The following is an 11,699-nucleotide window of genomic DNA, read 5'->3' on the forward strand; positions in this document are numbered from 1 at the left end:
TATTTCAGTCTTACTGAATAGATAAAAGGAGCACCACATGCGTTATGCACTTTTACTCCGCGGCATTAATGTTGGCGGAAAAAACAAGGTCGTTATGGCTGATTTGAAGAAAGATTTGGCTGGGTTGGGTTTTGAAAATCCAGTTTCCTACATCAATAGTGGCAATCTTTTCTTTGATAGCGAGGAGCGGGAGGAGAGGATTCGGGAGATATTGTCGGCTTATTTCAGTCGGTCTTATGATTTTCCTCTGCCTTTTGTCCTTGTCAGCTCTGCTATGCTTGAAAAAGAAATAGCCAATCTGCCTACTTGGTGGCAGGATGAAACTGCCTTTCGGCGAGATGTTCTCTTTTATCTGCCGGAGACCGACAAGGAGAGCATTCAAGAGCTGGCAGGCAGCTGGGCAAATGACAAGGAGCAACTGCATTTTGGGCATACGGCTTTCTTTTATAGCAACGCTGACCAAGCGGACTATCTCAAGTCCAACTACCATAAGAAACTGCTCAAATCTAGTTTTTACAAGCAACTAACTATCCGAAACGGCAAGACTTTCCAGAAGATTGTTGAGTTGGTAAATGAAAAGTAAAACCAAAAAGAAAAATAAAAACAAAATAAAAATAAAAGTTCAGGGGAATAAGTTTAGTCTTTGGTTGGAAAAGCATTGGCTAGTAGAAGCTTTTTTAAATTTTTTAGTCTTAATAGTTGTTGCGATTGGTGTGGGATATTTAACTTTTGGTAATGAGAGCATTCCTGTTCCACTTCGTCATTTGAATTATATTACTCCTTTATATGTAAACTTGGTCCTCTTGGTGCTTATTCCTTATTATTCTCGATTTGGTAGCTTGAGAAAAGAAGGATTTACTTCTTTGAAGGTTTTAGCTGAAGGATTTCTTTATATGAACGAGCCGGTTTTCTTAATCCATTATTTTATAGGAATTCGGTCAAAAGATGGAAAACATTTTGCACCACCTTTAATCAGTTTGGATTCTCGCTATGTTTGGTTTCCGATTGCAACTTATATCCTATTTTTTTCAATAGCTGCGCTTGCAACTCTTATTGCTATTTATTTAGAAAGGAAGAAGAAATGTCCCGTGCCCAAAAAACAATCCTAACAAACATCTGCCTTGTCGAAGATGAAACTCGAGGAAAAGTCCTAGTTCAGTATCGCTCTCCTGAGCGCTATCATTGGTCTGGTTATGCCTTCCCTGGTGGGCATATTGAGAAGGGTGAGTCTCTCCATGATTCAGTTGTCCGTGAGATTTTAGAGGAAACGGGTTTGACTATTACTCATCCAAAACTGGTCGGAGTAAAGAACTGGCATACGGATGAAGGGGTTCGCTACATCGTCTTTTGCTACAAAGCGACTGAATTTTCTGGTCAGATTCGTTCGACAGAAGAGGGCGAGATTTCTTGGGTAGACAAGGAAACCCTACCTCAGCTAGACTTGGCCTACGATATGCTTGAACTTCTGCGTATGATGGAAGATGAGGAATTATCCGAATATTACTATCACGAGCGCATCGAAGGTGGCTGGCGCAAGAGTATGTATTAAAAAGACTGACTAGGTTAGGCCCTAATCAGTCTTTTTCTTTCTTAAATATTATTCCTGTAAAAATCCTAGGTCTCTCAAGGCGGATTCTACATAGTCCAAATCCTGCTGGGAGTCGGCTTGTACTAGGTGATAGTGGACTCCATCTGTCAGCTCAGATAAGGAGCGAAAGGCACAGGATGCGACCTGTTGGAGAAAATGCTGGACATCTCGGCGGCAGGTCAGCTTCAGGTAAGTCTGAATTTCGCCGTAAACCGGGTGCTCAATCAAAATAGTCTGCACGCGGCCGCCATTATCTACGATAGCCAGCAGCTCGGCCTCCATATCCTCAGCCCCATGCTGAACCTTGAAGAGCTGATGGACAGCAGCATTTTCTTGGCGGTCTTTATAAAGATAGCCACGATTGGTTGAGAGGATGGGGGCACCATCAGCCCGCAAGAGGGCAATATCTTGCACGATAATCTGTCTGGTCACATGGAAATGCTCCGCCAGTGACTGGCCATTGAGGGCAGCAGATGATGTTTTCAAAAGGTCTAATAGTTCTTCTCGTCTTTGCTTGGTCATAGCTTCATTGTAAACCAAAAGTCAGGAATCTTCAAGCTCTAGCGAATCTTTTTCAGCGCTTGATAGATGAACTTAGCAATGACAAAGTCGACCATGCTATGGATGACCGTACCAAGTCCAACCAGACCAAATAAGATATAGAAAGCATTAGCTGGATAGGCAGAAGTCGTGTAAAAGAGAATGCAGACGACCACTTCGCCAAAGGCATGAATCAAGGCTAGCAGGAAATTAAATATCCAAGTCTTCTTCTGGCTGTCCAGTGTGTCAGGGTGCTTTTGAAGATAAAGAGCGCCTATGCTAGCGAAGAGCAAGTGGGACAGGGCCCTAAGCGTGATGATAAAAGGAAGCCCAGACATAAAAAATCCAATAGTGGAGCCAATCACAACAATCACCGTCATGAGAGGTGAAATAAACATAGCCAAAAAAATAGCGACATGGCTGGCTAAGGTGAAGGAAGCAGGCGGAATGACAATTTTAATCGGAATAACCAGCGGGATAACAATAGCTAGTGCAGTCAAAAAAGCGGTCAGTGTCATAAACTGATTTTTAGATTTTGGTTTCATAGTGACTCCTTTTCATCTGTATATACACTAGTATAGTACACTGTTTTTGCAGAAAGGTCAAGACCTGTAAAAATCCTAAAAGAGATTTGTCAAAATGCTTAAAATAGCTTATACTAGAAGGGTGTGGAAATAGGAGCAAACTAGATTTTTAGGTAAGTGGTAAGAGTTTTTAGAAAAGTATAAATTGAATATCTTGTATAGGAAGGAGAACGGAGAAATCTGTTCTCCTTTTTTGTTCGTTTTAAATTTAAAGAGAAAGGAGATCATCATGCGAGGATTGGAGATTGTCATGAATATTGACACATTGGAAGTTTATGAAGTGATTGATCACGATAAAGAAAATCAGTCAGAGAAATTACCGCTAGAAGATTCTGAAGTTTCTCCAGGTGCCTTTCAACTTGATTTATTTGAAAGCATGAGCTGTCAGAACACATCCTAGGGGAGATTGTAAAGAACTGTATCAGAGGAGACAAACGATGATGACAAACAGTTTAAATTTATATGAAAAGTTACTCAATAGTGAGCCGTTAGGATTTATTGATCCGCTGACAGATCTAGGAGAGTTTGACAAGGTTCAGATGAAATTCAGAAAACCTGTCCGCAGCTTAACGAACAAGTATTCAGGTCAGCCTTATAATCCTTACTGGCAAGAGAAAATTGAGGAAATGCGATTACTCTATATTCAATATCAGCTAAGCCTACGTGAAGAAGACAAGAAAGAGAATATCCAAACCAGGGTCAAGGTTCCAGAAACTCAAGAACATATTGAAGAAATCGTGACCACGTATTTGAAGCTAGGTTTTCGCTTTAGAGAAATTGAAAAAAGAGTATCACTGTCCTACAAAAAGCTACGGAGTGACTGGAGTCGGTGCGATTATGTAACGACCGCAGAGACTGAGTTTTACAGTAAAGAGGACTTAAAGGACGGCTACTTCTTTTCGGTTGCTGCTCCTCCTAAGAGTATGAAAGAGAACTAAGAGAGGTTGACATGAGTTCAAAAGAACAGGGAAAATGTTGTATCTGTGGCTGCACTTGGAACAATGCTTGCTACACTCCAGACAAGGGGGCTTGTTGGTGGATAGATGAAGAAGAAACAATTTGCAGCCATTGCTATTATGGATTAGGAATAGCTCAGGAGGTCCCAAATGAACGATAAGATTATTTTAAAAGTTCAAAACTTACTTGAATTAGCCTATGACGCTCCAAATGATGAAGAAGGGCAGTCAGCGCTTCTCATGGCCCAGAAGTTGATGGTAAAACACAATTTAGCCATGAGTGATATACAAAAGATCCACAAGAATAATATTGGAGAGACTGTTGCAGCCTCAGAATATAGAATGGTTTGGTGGAAAGAGAAATTGGCTGGTATTCTTGGTGCAAACTTCAGGTGTAAAGTCATTAGACAAAGGAAAGTTGATGAAGGAATTACGAAAATGATTTTCTTTGGCTATGATAGTGATGCTGAATTTTGCACCAAAGTTTATGAAGGTGCTGTTTTATATCTGGAATATCGATTAAAACGTCTTTTCCCTACAATTACAAAAGCTCGCTGGAAAGACTACAAGAAGTCTTACTTGTTTGGATTTCTTACAGGGTTGAATGAGCGTTTTGAGAAACAAACTCAATCATCAGAAAAATTTGCTTTGATGGTTCAGGTTCCTGCTGAAGTATTGGAAGAACAGTATAAACGAATGGGAAAACTCAATGAGAGATCTGCCAAAATTCCAATTCAAAAAGTAGACCTGGAAGCTTATTCTGTAGGACTTGAACATGCAAAAGAAACAAAGCTAATGACTGATGAATTGTTAAACAGCTAGCTCAGTGATGAAAAAAATTAGGAATATTTCAATATGAATTTGAATACAATCTATCCTTTAATTCTCAAAGATGGATTAAGGAATTATAAATTTAGAAACAGTCATTTGAAACCTGTTTCTTCAGTTGAGGAAGGTAAGCGAGGAGCTATATTCACTTACCGTTCCAAAGCTCACATGATCAAGGCCCGTGGACTTGTTCTAACCTCAATGGAAGCTATTAAAGAAAATCAAGATGGCTTCACTCACTGGACGCCGAACGTTTATCGCTTCGGATCATACAGTGACAGCCGACGACAAATTACACGTGGCCATGCTGAAGAGAACTTGCGCCAGATCAATACCTTTGTGATTGATTTTGACCTGTCCTCAGACGATGTAATGACATCAGGAGACATCCTGACGGCTGCTCTTGATTTAGGCTTCATGCCAACGTTAATTCTAAAGTCAGATAAAGGATACCAGGCTTACTTTGTTCTGTCTGAGCCAGCCTATGTGACCGCCCATTCACAGTTCAAGGTGGTAAAGGTGGCCAAGGCGATCTCTCAAAACTTGAGAAGTTACTTTGGTCAGACTTTACCTGTTGATATGACCTGTAATCACTTTGGTATTTGCAGAATACCCCGTACAGATAATATCGAATTCTTTGACGAAGAGTACACCTATTCTTTCCAGGAGTGGCTGAATTGGTCGATGAAACAATCAGACTTGCCTTTCCCAAGTAAGAAACCGAACCTAACGGTTATTTCAGGAACAGAAGGGGCAAAACAGACCGATGAGCCCTGGTATAAGATGTTGATGAATGAGTCAAACATCAAAGGTACTAAGGACTTAATGGGTCGAAATTCTGTATTGTTCACTTTAGCCTTGGCTAATTTCTCCAGCGGTGTCTCACAAGGCGATTGTGAGGTCGTGTTAAACGAATTTAGCCTACGACTGGACGAACCAGTCACTACAAGCGAACTCTTAAAGATTATTGCCAGTGCTTATTCAGGCAAATATGAGGCAGCCAGCAGAGATTATATCATGCTGCTGTGTCGGGCCTGGGTCAATAAGGATTTGAAGGCTGCGGATCTCTTTACCAAGCAGCGGTGGTACAAATTCAAGAAGAAGCGGGCTGATCGCAAGAACAGTCATCTGTATGAATGGAAAGCCGATGTGATGGCCTATTTAGAGGACTTTTACCAGTCAGAAGATCCATTTATTCAGACAACGAAAAAGGCGCTGAGAGAAGCTCTCAGTATCCCTGAACGCTCTTTAGACAGAGTACTGAAAGCACTAAAGGCAGATCAGAAGATCTTCTTCACGATTAAATCTGGCCGTGGCGGCGGGATCCGTATTGCTTCCGTCAAGGCTATCTTCCTGTCCCTTCTCCAGGTGAAAAAGGAACGCCAGGAAGCGTATGTTGGTTATATTGCTGCTTTCTTTGAAGAAAGCTTGAGTCTCACTCGGCGAGTGATAGAAGGAGTTAAAAATGACCTTAAACAAGTATCACAACTCTCTTTATTTGAGCTCGACATTGGATAAAAAATAAAACCCGTCAAGTGCCTTTACATTATATCTAGGATAATGTGAGGCAATTCGGAGGCGGGGAAAAACTAGCTAGTAACTATTCATTAGGTAGGAGAACAAATAACACGTAAAAAAGTATAAGAGTTGGGTGTACTCAATGTTCTGGAGCTAGTCAAGAACTTGGAAGATCAAGAAAGTGAGGAAGTCAAATGATTGCTATTTTTAGTTTTGAGATTGGAGATTATCTGCGTGATGAGAAGAAGAACCTTCTAGTTTTTGAGACTCAGGGGATGGCTTCTCAATATCTTCAAAAATGGTATCACAAACCCGTACCAGTAACGAGGACAAAGAGAATTATTCAGTATCCGAATTACTATCAGGCTCCATTTAGATTTCATAAGGTTTGTTAGAAGGGAGGTTTTAATGGTGAAAAATGAAGATGATGTTCTTTATACTGGAAGACTTTATCTGTTTGATATTATTCCATTATGGAAAACGACAAAGACCAAGCAAGAATGGAAACAAATTGAAATGGAGATGTCATCAAGAAATAAAATGGTGATGTTTAAGTTTGATGACGAGGAGGAGAGGGAAGATGACAAAAACGTTTAAGATTGTACGAGGGACTTATCTGACAGGACTAGGACAAGAGCCCTCAGCTTATTACTTCAAAGTGTCTGAAAGCGATGCAGACTTTGAAACGATTGCTCCTGGAGATGTAGCCCTGACCTTTTATCAAAATGGAGAAACTATCACAAGTTTACCAGCTTTGGTACGAGTTGATGGGGTCATTGTAGCTGAAAGACAGGTCAATGAATTTCTCCATAGTGAGAAGAAAGATCATCTGCCTATGTTGCCGATTGTGGCGATTTATGATGATTTTGATCCGCTTGTTTTTAATAAGATTATGACCAGCTTTCAGGAGCTAAAGCAAGACATGAAACGGCTGGCTAAACTCCAAGTGATCCAGGGCAATCTCTTTGATTTTCTGGACAAGGAGGACTCTCTATGAAAGATTTGAAAGCAATCAAATTGGGTTTTGGCATTGTTCTTTTTATCATGCTTTTGAGTTTTGCTGCTATTGGAGTAAAGACAGTTTGGCAAGAGGTTGTTTTCAAAGATTATGACAGCCATCTGACCCAAAACGAATATACGGCTGCGGTAGTTGATCAGAATGCAAACCTGGTCTTTTACAAGTCAGGCTGTCCCTATTGCTAGGCAGGAAAACAAGCAGTTATTTCTGCTGCTGAAAAGAGTGCTTATCCGACTTTTTATATCAATGTTGAGTCGGAAAAAGGCCAGGTCTTGGTAAAGAAATACCAGGTAAAAAAAGCGGCGACGATTGTTACACTGAGAGATGGAAAACAACAGCTTTCTCTCTATGCGACTAAGGACAGTAAAGGCAAAATCAAGGCTGATGAGTCCGCTATTAAGGAGGCAATGAAATGACTAAAAAGGTAAGCAAAAAGACGGAAGCTTTGTTTCGTTTTGATAATGAATTGTGGCGTGCTAAGACGCCTGAAGGTGTGGTTGCTTTAGGCAGACATGTTGGAGAAGATCCTTACTATCTTCTCCAGTTCCATGACGAGGGCGGCAGCCTTACCTATATCTCAGAGAGTGAGGCTTTGTGGCTAACTCTCGAACTTGCACCAGAAAAAATGTCTTGTATCTAGGAGGTTTCCCATGAATAACTTATCGAATTTTATTAGTCATTTTGTCATCTTGGCTAGCTTGCTATGCGCTTGGTTTCTTCCTATTTGTTCTGTGACAATCAGAGATAAATATGAGAATGAGAAAAAGCAAATGAGAGCGTCTGTCGTCTTGATGATGTTGTTGAAAATGTTCTGGCCTAATAGTCAGGTGAAGTGGGGAAAAGAAAATTAGAAAGGATTTGTTAGACATGATAGAAACATTAAAACGCTGGATGGGAAATGCAAAATCCAGCACCGTTGTAAAACCATTTCTGGCCGTTAAAAACTGGTTTCAGGAGAATGTGATCAAACGAAAATTAGTCATTTTTTCCGTTTTATTTGCGGCCTGGATCAGTCTTTTGGCTGGAGCACTCTATTCTCCAGAACGCCAAACCTACACAGATGATCAGCTTAAAACCAAGCAAACATTTGTCAATGGAACTGGAGAAATTAAGCTGACCAGTCAGACCTATTCTCCCAAAACAGGTATCATTGTTCTTCAGTTTGAGACTAGGGATGCGACTTCATCTGTTGAGCGTGGAATTGATGCCAAGCGCTTAAAATGGAAGCTTTACTCACAAAATAAATCAGCTAAAACGAGCATGGAAGTTGTCCCAATCGTGGATAATAAAATCTCAGTGATTATCCGTGGAGTACCTGAAGATTTTGGCGCTTTTGCGATTGATGTCATCAATACAACTGTCTCAACTAGTTCAGTTGATATTGACATTACATCGCCATCAAGTGACGATAGTTCCACTTCAAAATCCTTGTCCCCGAAAGAGGAGGAAGCAGAAAGAACCGTCCAATTTTTTGTCACAACTCAAAATAAAAATCTCAAACAAAAGACAATCGATGCGGTGTCTCGTGAAGAGTTTACACTGACTGAAATCGAGGATGAAATCAGCTATCAGGAAGGACAAATCAAAAAATTGAATGAGTCTATTTCTAAGCTGAAAACCTCTATTGAAGATGATGAGTCTCGCAAAGACGGATTGAATACTGAAGCAAAATATCTTACAGGTGATGACCTGGAAGCCAACCAAAAAGATATTTCTGTCATTGATAGTAACATCGAAACAAAGAACCGTTCGATTGAAACAGCTACAGAGAATATCGAAAAACTAAAAGGTAAGATTGAGACCTTGAACAAGAAAAAAGCAGCCGTGAAAGATGGGACATTTGAATTTTCTAATCCGATTGAAACCATCGAAATGAACTAATCCTTCATGAACTTTTTCTCCCTAATCATAGATTGGGGAGTTTTCTTTTTGCGGTGACTTGTCCCTTTACAGCACAAAAATTTTTTATCCCTTATACTGATTTTAATTTTAAAAAGGAGGCTATAAGATGGCAAAAAAAGATCTTAAAAAAATTGATTTAGAATTGGAAGAAGCAAAGAAAAAAGTTGCTGCTTTAGAGTCAGTTCGTAAAGAAGCAGAAGAAAAGCTTCAAAAAAATATTGGTAAATTGTACGTCCAGGTGCAGCTCAAAAAAGATAAAAATTTGTCGTATGAACAAATTCATGCTGACCTAAAAACAGAACTCGCTCTTCTCAAAGAAGAAGAAAAAGAACGTCGTCAGGCTGCTCAAAAAGCTACTGAAGAAAGTGAACAGGTTTCTTAAAAAAACAGACTGATTTTCTCCAGCTGAATGAGCACTAAATAACCTGATTTTGCTCTTAAAAGTTCAGTGGCTGAAAGTGTGCTGATTAGAAATAAGAGTAAGTATAGGTGTGTTAGAGCAGTGTGCTTAGGTAGGCGTAGCCGAGAAAATTGGGGACAAAGGAAACGTTGATACTATCAACTCCACACGGGACGTGGGGACAGTTTCTCTTATGCTCTTTTCAAGCACTAAGACCCTAAAAGGCCTTAAGCCTTGCAGGTGGGCGCTGGTGTGCTGAAAAACCGCAAAAGTAGAACCGTTTCGGTTCGTGACGTTGCGAGGTTCAGGTTTTCTTTTTTGCTTCTTTTTGCTTTTTCCTCGTAAAAAGAAAAAAGAAGGGCGCTCATTTTTTGAAGAAAGGAGAGATGAAATGCCGACCAAAAATCAAACTGTTGAAATCAAAATCCGAGGACTTTCACACCAAGAGGTGAATTATCTAAAAGCTCTTGCGAAAGATACCAAGGCAAAATCATTTAATGAATTTTTGCTGGGAATGTGCCGTGAAAAAATTGAAAAAGGAAAATTCAATCGGGCAGAAGATTTGTACGTCTCCCATCTTGAAAATATCAAACTGACATCTGACCACGTTTTGTTTTTGACAGAAAAACAGTCCGACATTTTACAAGATTTTGAAACGAAAATGGCCCGATACGCTAATCACATTTCCCGCTGGTTGGAATACGAGGGAGAGGTGGAAAGAGATGACTAAGGAGATCAAAATCAGAAATATTCCAGATCATACGTTTGAGCAGCTGCACACCATAGCGAACAAATATCAGTATTCATCATTCAATGAATTTATGCTCTCACAATGTGAGTCTGTCGTGATGAACGATGGACTAGATTTATATGAAAATCGTTTTGCGGAGACTTTGGCTGAAATTAAAAAGCAACAGAGCCAGATTTTAGAGTTGCTGTTGAAGAATGAAATCAAATTATCAGGATATGGTGCAAAACAAGAACTGGTAGAACAGCTGACGATTGATTGGCTTGGATTTATGAATGACGAAAAAGCAGTGACTTCTGAACGACAGGCAGGTGATTACTGATGAAGAAAAATAAATTTGTTTTTGTCGCTATAATCTTTTTAGCCATCCTTCTGGTACAGCCTCAAAATTTTCAAGCGGTCGTCTCATTTTTTACACAAAATGATTTGAAAAGTCAGCTCAATATTACTGGTTCACCTGGAGAAAAAAATTCTGATATTTCATCCACCTATCATTCTAAAAATAGTGAACTGAAATCACAAATCTATGATGGAAAAAATCAAGTCATTGAAGTTCATTCTAAAGCTCAATTTACGAGTGAAGAATTGAATTTGGAAAAAGGCACCTGGAAAAAATTTTCCAGTCTTGATCTGCTCAATCGTGTAGGAGTGGCTGAAGCCATGTTAGGTCAAGACCTACTGCCTAAAAAAGAGCGAGAAGATATTTCAACCGTCACACCGACTGGTTGGAAAAACAAGAAGATTGATTTTAACGGTCAGTCGGATTACCTCTACAATCGTTCCCACTTAATTGCTTTTCAGTTGAGTGGTGAAAATGATAATCCGCAAAATCTATTCACAGGGACACGGGCCCTGAATGCAAATTTTGAAGATGAAAAATCTTCTATGCTTTACTATGAAAATTTTATCTCAAACTATATCAAAGAAACAAATCATCATGTCCGCTACAGGGTCACACCAATTTTCAAAAATGTGGAATTGGTGTGTCGGGGCATCCGTCTGGAGGCCCAAAGTGTAGAAGATGATACCATCTCTTTTGACGTGTATATTTTCAATATCCAGCCAGGATATGAACTCAATTATTTAACCGGGGACTCTCAAAAAGTTGCCCCTTGATGAACCAAAAAAGGAGAACTCATGCCAAGAAAAAAATCAAATATCCGTCGGTTTAGCCTATACCTAGGAGATGAAGGTGCTGAAAAATTTACAGCGATTATTGATTATTTACAAGATCAGGGATCCCCACACGGGCCAGAATTGAATAAGTCAGAAACAATTCAATTAGCCCTGGATGCTTTCTATAAATTGTTCCTTGATATTGATCGCCCTCGGCCTTATATCCAACGTTTAGCTGAGCTTCAAGGGGCCAAAAATAACCAGCTGGAAAATATAGAGCAGGATCTGAAAGTAATGAAAAATCAGCTCAATAGATTGCAGTATTTGGAGCTGACTAATTTTCATGCTATTACCAAAGGGCAAGAATTTGATGTGCAGGATTTAGAGTCTATTCACTCACGGATGGATCCTAACCAGCACGAACTAATGGCCAGAATTGATGATGTCATTCAAGAAGATGTGGCCAGGGGTCAAACCATCAAACATTCTCATTAAGGAGCT

Annotated in this window: 20 protein-coding genes and 1 pseudogene; 19 read left to right on the forward strand and 2 right to left on the reverse strand. The window is 39.8% G+C overall.

The features are described from left to right. Positions 1-37: 37 nt before the first annotated feature. The 3 genes from MK370_RS01115 to MK370_RS01125 are packed head-to-tail and all read left to right on the forward strand — an operon-like array spanning position 38 to position 1,549. Positions 38-583, forward strand: coding sequence for a DUF1697 domain-containing protein (locus tag MK370_RS01115; RefSeq protein ID WP_268683826.1), 546 nt, complete (start codon positions 38-40; stop codon positions 581-583). After that, positions 573-1,109 (forward strand): hypothetical protein, encoded by a 537-nt coding sequence (locus MK370_RS01120; protein WP_268683827.1) that lies wholly within the window; start codon positions 573-575, stop codon positions 1,107-1,109. The genes MK370_RS01115 and MK370_RS01120 overlap by 11 nt, the downstream gene beginning before the upstream one ends. Beyond that, entirely contained in the window at positions 1,082-1,549 is a 468-nt protein-coding gene (locus tag MK370_RS01125; protein ID WP_268683828.1) for an 8-oxo-dGTP diphosphatase, read from the forward strand. Before MK370_RS01120 ends, MK370_RS01125 begins: the two co-directional genes overlap by 28 nt. A gap of 48 nt (positions 1,550-1,597) precedes the next feature. Here the strand turns inward: MK370_RS01125 and MK370_RS01130 are convergent, their stop codons facing one another. Further along, positions 1,598-2,128 (reverse strand): transcription repressor NadR, encoded by a 531-nt coding sequence (locus tag MK370_RS01130; RefSeq protein WP_268683829.1) that lies wholly within the window; start codon positions 2,126-2,128, stop codon positions 1,598-1,600. Positions 2,129-2,148: 20 nt separating this feature from the next. Next, positions 2,149-2,673, reverse strand: a complete 525-nt coding sequence (locus MK370_RS01135) for an ECF transporter S component (protein ID WP_268683830.1) — start codon at positions 2,671-2,673, stop codon at positions 2,149-2,151. A gap of 289 nt (positions 2,674-2,962) precedes the next feature. Here MK370_RS01135 and MK370_RS01140 point away from each other — a divergent pair, with 289 nt between their 5' ends. The 16 genes and pseudogenes from MK370_RS01140 to MK370_RS01215 all read left to right on the forward strand — a co-directional run bounded on the left by MK370_RS01140 (position 2,963) and on the right by MK370_RS01215 (position 11,693). Continuing rightward, the gene (locus MK370_RS01140; RefSeq protein WP_197414642.1) at positions 2,963-3,112 is read left to right on the forward strand and encodes a hypothetical protein; all 150 of its coding nucleotides are present in this window, start codon (positions 2,963-2,965) and stop codon (positions 3,110-3,112) included. A 37-nt stretch (positions 3,113-3,149) separates the two neighbouring features. Then, complete coding sequence (locus MK370_RS01145; protein ID WP_042763686.1) at positions 3,150-3,650, forward strand: hypothetical protein; 501 nt, start codon at positions 3,150-3,152, stop codon at positions 3,648-3,650. Between the two features lie 168 nt (positions 3,651-3,818). After that, positions 3,819-4,490, forward strand: coding sequence for a DUF2786 domain-containing protein (locus MK370_RS01150; protein ID WP_023916838.1), 672 nt, complete (start codon positions 3,819-3,821; stop codon positions 4,488-4,490). A 33-nt stretch (positions 4,491-4,523) separates the two neighbouring features. Beyond that, the gene (locus MK370_RS01155) at positions 4,524-6,014 is read left to right on the forward strand and encodes a primase C-terminal domain-containing protein (RefSeq protein ID WP_105025994.1); all 1,491 of its coding nucleotides are present in this window, start codon (positions 4,524-4,526) and stop codon (positions 6,012-6,014) included. A gap of 194 nt (positions 6,015-6,208) precedes the next feature. Further along, positions 6,209-6,409, forward strand: a complete 201-nt coding sequence (locus MK370_RS01160; protein ID WP_008809739.1) for a hypothetical protein — start codon at positions 6,209-6,211, stop codon at positions 6,407-6,409. Positions 6,410-6,422: 13 nt separating this feature from the next. Next, on the forward strand, positions 6,423-6,611 hold the full coding sequence (locus tag MK370_RS01165; protein WP_225915773.1) for a hypothetical protein: 189 nt from the start codon (positions 6,423-6,425) through the stop codon (positions 6,609-6,611). Continuing rightward, the gene (locus MK370_RS01170; RefSeq protein ID WP_020992730.1) at positions 6,595-7,011 is read left to right on the forward strand and encodes a hypothetical protein; all 417 of its coding nucleotides are present in this window, start codon (positions 6,595-6,597) and stop codon (positions 7,009-7,011) included. The genes MK370_RS01165 and MK370_RS01170 overlap by 17 nt, the downstream gene beginning before the upstream one ends. Beyond that, positions 7,008-7,448 (forward strand): annotated as a pseudogene (locus MK370_RS01175) (thioredoxin). The gene MK370_RS01170 and the pseudogene MK370_RS01175 overlap by 4 nt, the downstream one beginning before the upstream one ends. Continuing rightward, a complete protein-coding gene (locus MK370_RS01180; protein ID WP_060971014.1) occupies positions 7,445-7,672 on the forward strand; it encodes a hypothetical protein in 228 nt (75 codons plus the stop codon). Before MK370_RS01175 ends, MK370_RS01180 begins: the two are co-directional and overlap by 4 nt. 10 nt (positions 7,673-7,682) lie before the next feature. Continuing rightward, positions 7,683-7,883, forward strand: a complete 201-nt coding sequence (locus tag MK370_RS01185; protein WP_053794429.1) for a hypothetical protein — start codon at positions 7,683-7,685, stop codon at positions 7,881-7,883. Positions 7,884-7,899: 16 nt separating this feature from the next. Further along, entirely contained in the window at positions 7,900-8,913 is a 1,014-nt protein-coding gene (locus MK370_RS01190; protein ID WP_268683831.1) for a hypothetical protein, read from the forward strand. A gap of 127 nt (positions 8,914-9,040) precedes the next feature. Then, complete coding sequence (locus MK370_RS01195; RefSeq protein ID WP_060971016.1) at positions 9,041-9,316, forward strand: hypothetical protein; 276 nt, start codon at positions 9,041-9,043, stop codon at positions 9,314-9,316. Between the two features lie 409 nt (positions 9,317-9,725). Further along, a complete protein-coding gene (locus MK370_RS01200) occupies positions 9,726-10,064 on the forward strand; it encodes a hypothetical protein (RefSeq protein WP_053794432.1) in 339 nt (112 codons plus the stop codon). Continuing rightward, positions 10,057-10,404 (forward strand): hypothetical protein, encoded by a 348-nt coding sequence (locus tag MK370_RS01205; protein ID WP_053794433.1) that lies wholly within the window; start codon positions 10,057-10,059, stop codon positions 10,402-10,404. Before MK370_RS01200 ends, MK370_RS01205 begins: the two co-directional genes overlap by 8 nt. Further along, positions 10,404-11,198: a DNA/RNA non-specific endonuclease gene (locus MK370_RS01210; protein ID WP_060971017.1), complete on the forward strand. Its 795-nt coding sequence runs from the start codon at positions 10,404-10,406 to the stop codon at positions 11,196-11,198. Before MK370_RS01205 ends, MK370_RS01210 begins: the two co-directional genes overlap by 1 nt. A 21-nt stretch (positions 11,199-11,219) precedes the next feature. Continuing rightward, positions 11,220-11,693, forward strand: a complete 474-nt coding sequence (locus MK370_RS01215) for a hypothetical protein (RefSeq protein WP_060971018.1) — start codon at positions 11,220-11,222, stop codon at positions 11,691-11,693. Positions 11,694-11,699 lie beyond the last annotated feature (6 nt).

The organism is Streptococcus sanguinis, from assembly GCF_026781265.1.
Lineage (GTDB): Bacteria > Bacillota > Bacilli > Lactobacillales > Streptococcaceae > Streptococcus > Streptococcus sanguinis_T.

What these genes read in the sequence shown, in the direction of transcription:
- MK370_RS01180 (WP_060971014.1), top strand. Translation starts at nt 7,445, where the DNA reads ATGACTAAAAAGGTAAGCAAAAAGACGGAAGCTTTGTTTCGTTTTGAT.
- MK370_RS01145 (WP_042763686.1), top strand. Translation starts at nt 3,150, where the DNA reads ATGATGACAAACAGTTTAAATTTATATGAAAAGTTACTCAATAGTGAG.
- MK370_RS01165 (WP_225915773.1), top strand. Translation starts at nt 6,423, where the DNA reads ATGGTGAAAAATGAAGATGATGTTCTTTATACTGGAAGACTTTATCTG.
- MK370_RS01140 (WP_197414642.1), top strand. Translation starts at nt 2,963, where the DNA reads ATGAATATTGACACATTGGAAGTTTATGAAGTGATTGATCACGATAAA.
- MK370_RS01160 (WP_008809739.1), top strand. Translation starts at nt 6,209, where the DNA reads ATGATTGCTATTTTTAGTTTTGAGATTGGAGATTATCTGCGTGATGAG.
- MK370_RS01155 (WP_105025994.1), top strand. Translation starts at nt 4,524, where the DNA reads ATGAATTTGAATACAATCTATCCTTTAATTCTCAAAGATGGATTAAGG.
- MK370_RS01120 (WP_268683827.1), top strand. Translation starts at nt 573, where the DNA reads ATGAAAAGTAAAACCAAAAAGAAAAATAAAAACAAAATAAAAATAAAA.
- MK370_RS01170 (WP_020992730.1), top strand. Translation starts at nt 6,595, where the DNA reads ATGACAAAAACGTTTAAGATTGTACGAGGGACTTATCTGACAGGACTA.
- MK370_RS01135 (WP_268683830.1), bottom strand. Translation starts at nt 2,673, where the DNA reads ATGAAACCAAAATCTAAAAATCAGTTTATGACACTGACCGCTTTTTTG.
- MK370_RS01125 (WP_268683828.1), top strand. Translation starts at nt 1,082, where the DNA reads ATGTCCCGTGCCCAAAAAACAATCCTAACAAACATCTGCCTTGTCGAA.
- MK370_RS01195 (WP_060971016.1), top strand. Translation starts at nt 9,041, where the DNA reads ATGGCAAAAAAAGATCTTAAAAAAATTGATTTAGAATTGGAAGAAGCA.
- MK370_RS01115 (WP_268683826.1), top strand. Translation starts at nt 38, where the DNA reads ATGCGTTATGCACTTTTACTCCGCGGCATTAATGTTGGCGGAAAAAAC.
- MK370_RS01215 (WP_060971018.1), top strand. Translation starts at nt 11,220, where the DNA reads ATGCCAAGAAAAAAATCAAATATCCGTCGGTTTAGCCTATACCTAGGA.
- MK370_RS01210 (WP_060971017.1), top strand. Translation starts at nt 10,404, where the DNA reads ATGAAGAAAAATAAATTTGTTTTTGTCGCTATAATCTTTTTAGCCATC.
- MK370_RS01150 (WP_023916838.1), top strand. Translation starts at nt 3,819, where the DNA reads ATGAACGATAAGATTATTTTAAAAGTTCAAAACTTACTTGAATTAGCC.
- MK370_RS01205 (WP_053794433.1), top strand. Translation starts at nt 10,057, where the DNA reads ATGACTAAGGAGATCAAAATCAGAAATATTCCAGATCATACGTTTGAG.
- MK370_RS01200 (WP_053794432.1), top strand. Translation starts at nt 9,726, where the DNA reads ATGCCGACCAAAAATCAAACTGTTGAAATCAAAATCCGAGGACTTTCA.
- MK370_RS01185 (WP_053794429.1), top strand. Translation starts at nt 7,683, where the DNA reads ATGAATAACTTATCGAATTTTATTAGTCATTTTGTCATCTTGGCTAGC.
- MK370_RS01190 (WP_268683831.1), top strand. Translation starts at nt 7,900, where the DNA reads ATGATAGAAACATTAAAACGCTGGATGGGAAATGCAAAATCCAGCACC.